Raw genomic sequence first — 3,925 nt, 5'->3', positions numbered from 1 at the left:
TCAGCCAGACCGCGATCGCAGACGTCAGATAAGGACCCGCTGGTCACTCACGGATGACGTGATACCACGCCGCCATGATAACGATGAAGGCTCAGATACTGGTGAAACCACCGAAACCACTGAAACCCGGCATCCCGCCGACAAGGAAAAAGCACAATGACCATCCGCTACACTGCAACACTGAACAATAAACACCTGTCCCTGACCGCCCTGTACCCTGACGGTGGTCAGGAGGTTATTGCCATCCTGCCGGTTACAGAACTGGGCGCACTGATTAACCGTAATAACAGGCTGATGCACCTGTCCTTCAGCACCCCTTTTCGTGAAATAACCGAAACACTGCTTGTTGATACCGTTGATACTGAACCTCCCGGACATCACATCGGCAGAATGCTCTCCGCGATTGACAGCTGTCTGAGCGCGGCATATGCAGAACTTCCTGCCCGGAAAACCAGCTTCATGAGAGGGCTGATATACGGTGCAGGATTAGTGCTGGCACTTCTGACAGCGGTAACAGCCGGATATATTTTACTGAAACCGGACAGCGATTCCCCTCTCAGGGTACCTGTCACAGAATCCGTAACAGAAACAGCACCATTACACATCGACAAGGAAATTGTCCGGTCAGTAGCCCCGTCAGAGACGAAAAATGAAATCGTTCACCCGGCACCACAGGAAATGCAGGAGACATCCGCTACCCCGGCGATAACAGCAGACAAAAATACTCTGGTCGCTGAAGCCCGCCGTAATCTGGCCACTGTACTTAAACGCAACGCGGACCGGGGTATGTTCACCATTAATCTCTCCACTGGTCATGAACGCACACTCTACGCCTTCCTTGACCCCGCATGCATCAACTGCCGTCTTCTGGAGCCCGCGCTTAAGCAACTGGCCCGGGAATTCAGCGTGGTGATTTATCCGGTCTCCGTAATCGGCGGAGAGGCCAGCACAAACCGGACTGCGCCACTGCTGTGTGAACCGGACGCACAAAAACGGGCGACCGGATGGCATCAGCTGTATTCCGCAGACGGTGGTATGGCACCCACCGGCGATGCACCGGCTGCACCGGATGAAAAGTGTCTGACCGCTGCTCGTGCTGCCATCGATGTCAATAACCAGGCTTTCCGCCAGTTCGGTTTTGGCGGTACCCCATGGGTGTTATCCGATACCGGCTGGCACCTGCCGTCCGGCATCCTGAAAGACGCCACTACCGTCAGCCTGTTCCTGAAAGCCACAGATACCGAGGATAATCACAATGAGCCAGCATCACGTTAATCCTGACCTCATACACCGCACGGCCTGGGGAAACCCGCTGTGGAATGCACTGCACAACCTGAACATCATTGGTCTGTGTCTGGCCGGCAGTATCATTACGGCCCTGATATGGCCACTGGCCCTTCCTGTCTGTCTGCTGTTCACCCTGGTCACCTCCGTGATATTCACGCTGCAACGCTGGCGATGCCCCCTGCGTATGCCCATGACGCTCAGCCTTGATGACCCCTCCCAGGACAGAAAGGTCAGGCGAAGCCTCTTCAGCTTCTGGCCCACCCTGTTTCAGTATGAAGCAGATGAAACATCCCCCGCACGGGGGATTTTTTATGTCGGTTACCGCCGTATCAATGATATCGGTCGTGAGCTCTGGCTGAGCATGGATGACCTCACCCGGCATGTCATGTTTTTTGCCACCACCGGTGGCGGTAAAACAGAAACCACCTTTGCCTGGCTGCTCAACCCGCTCAGCTGGGGAAGAGGCTTTACCTTTGTTGACGGAAAGGCACAGAACGATACCACGAGGACAATCTGGTATCTCTCCCGACGTTTTGGCCGGGAGGATGATATCGAGGTCATCAACTTCATGAACGGCGGAAAATCCCGCAGTGAAATCATTCAGAGCGGCGAAAAATCCCGCCCACAGTCAAACACCTGGAACCCGTTCGCATTCAGCACAGAAGCCTTCACCGCCGAAACCATGCAGTCCATGCTTCCCCAGAACGTTCAGGGGGGAGAATGGCAGTCACGGGCGATAGCCATGAACAAAGCCCTGGTCTTTGGCACAAAATTCTGGTGCGTCCGGGAAAGAAAAACCATGTCCCTGCAGATGTTACGGGAGCATATGACGCTGGAAGGTATGGCAAAACTCTATTGCCGTGGGCTTGATGACCAGTGGCCGGAAGAAGCCATCGCACCACTGAGAAATTACCTGCAGGACGTTCCGGGATTCGATATGTCACTGGTGAGAACGCCGTCAGCATGGACTGAGGAGCCCCGTAAACAGCATGCTTATCTCTCCGGTCAGTTCTCGGAAACGTTCACAACCTTTGCCGAAACCTTCGGGGACGTCTTTGCGGCAGATGCCGGCGACATCGATATTCGCGACAGTATTCACAGCGACCGCATTCTGATTGTGATGATCCCTGCACTGGACACATCGGCCCATACCACGTCGGCACTCGGTCGTATGTTCGTCACCCAGCAGAGCATGATCCTCGCCCGTGACCTGGGCTACCGCCTGGAAGGCACAGATGCACAGACCCTGGAAGTCAAAAAATACAAAGGCAGCTTCCCCTATATCTGTATCCTTGACGAAGTCGGTGCCTACTACACAGACCGCATTGCTGTGGAGGCCACCCAGGTACGTTCACTGGAGTTTTCCCTGATAATGATGGCGCAGGATCAGGAGCGAATTGAAGGGCAGACCTCCGCCACCAACACCGCCACACTGATGCAGAACGCCGGCACCAAATTCGCCGGACGCATTGTCAGTGACGACAAAACGGCAAGAACGGTGAAAAATGCCGCCGGTGAAGAGGCTCGGGCCAGAATGGGCAGCCTGCAGCGCCACGATGGTGTGATGGGTGAGTCCTGGGTGGACGGTAACCAGATCACCATCCAGATGGAAAGCAAAATCGACGTGCAGGATTTGATCAGACTGAATGCCGGTGAATTCTTTACCGTTTTCCAGGGGGATGTGGTGCCGTCAGCCTCTGTGTATATTCCGGACAGCGAGAAAAGTTGCGACAGTGATCCGGTGGTCATCAACCGCTATATTTCCGTTGAAGCCCCCCGGCTGGAGCGTCTCCGCCGTCTCGTCCCCAGGACAGTGCAGCGCAGGCTCCCCACACCGGAGCATGTCAGCAGCATCATCGGTGTACTGACAGCAAAACCATCCCGTAAACGTCGTAAAAACCGTACAGAGCCTTACCGTATCATTGATACATTCCAGCGCCGGTTGGCAACAGCGCAGACATCACTGGATCTGCTTCCGCAATATGATACAGATATCGAATCCCGGGCAAACGAACTGTGGAAAAAGGCTGTGCACACTATCAATAACACAACCAGGGAAGAACGCCGGGTATGTTATATCACACTGAATCGTCCTGAAGAGGAACACTCCGGTCCTGAAGATATACCTTCAGTGAAGGCGATTCTGAATACTCTGCTCCCCCTGGAGATGCTGTTACCTGTACCGGATCTAACTGCATCCCCGCCCCATAAAAAAAATGTCGCTCAGACACCATCAGGTGGAAAACAAGAGAGTCGTAAAAAAAGATTCTGATAACACCTGTATGGCTGATTTTAATAACAACCTTAATAACAACCTTTACGCGATTATTAATCTCCTCCGCTCACCATAGTAAGCGGAGGATTCAGGATTTCAATCCATCATCAGAGGTACAATAAATGTGTATTAGTAGCCCGGAAACAAACTCATGGTCTGTTATTTATCGTAAAAATTCCGGAGAAGATATCAATATCACTTCCCTGACGTTTAAAAATAGTCTTCTGGCAGCCCGGTGGATTTGCCCCTATATTTCCAGACATCTGTTATCACTTAACCCATTACAAGCCCGCTGCCGCAGATATTCCCGTGGCGAGCGATAACCCAGCGCACTATGCGGATGCCATTCGTTATAATGCTCGA

2 protein-coding genes and 1 pseudogene are annotated in these 3,925 nt (G+C 53.1%); all 3 read left to right on the top strand.

Annotation, left to right across the window (positions count from 1 at the left end; all coding sequences use genetic code 11):
• Positions 1 to 160 (top strand): annotated as a pseudogene (locus tag E0D98_RS27585) (conjugal transfer protein TrbA); the annotation flags it as partial.
• Positions 157 to 1,275: a DsbC family protein gene (locus E0D98_RS22005; protein ID WP_001597028.1), complete on the top strand. Its 1,119-nt coding sequence runs from the start codon at positions 157 to 159 to the stop codon at positions 1,273 to 1,275. The pseudogene E0D98_RS27585 and the gene E0D98_RS22005, both read left to right, overlap by 4 nt.
• Positions 1,256 to 3,559: an F-type conjugative transfer protein TrbC gene (gene trbC / locus E0D98_RS22000; RefSeq protein WP_000077655.1), complete on the top strand. Its 2,304-nt coding sequence runs from the start codon at positions 1,256 to 1,258 to the stop codon at positions 3,557 to 3,559. The genes E0D98_RS22005 and trbC overlap by 20 nt, the downstream gene beginning before the upstream one ends.
• Positions 3,560 to 3,925: the final 366 nt, after the last annotated feature.

Origin of the sequence: Escherichia sp. KCJ4928 (genome assembly GCF_004352695.1) — a bacterium.
GTDB lineage: Bacteria > Pseudomonadota > Gammaproteobacteria > Enterobacterales > Enterobacteriaceae > ECMA0423.
The sequence above is the reverse complement of the archived record's forward strand: the minus strand, read 5'-3'. Positions and strand labels throughout refer to the sequence as shown.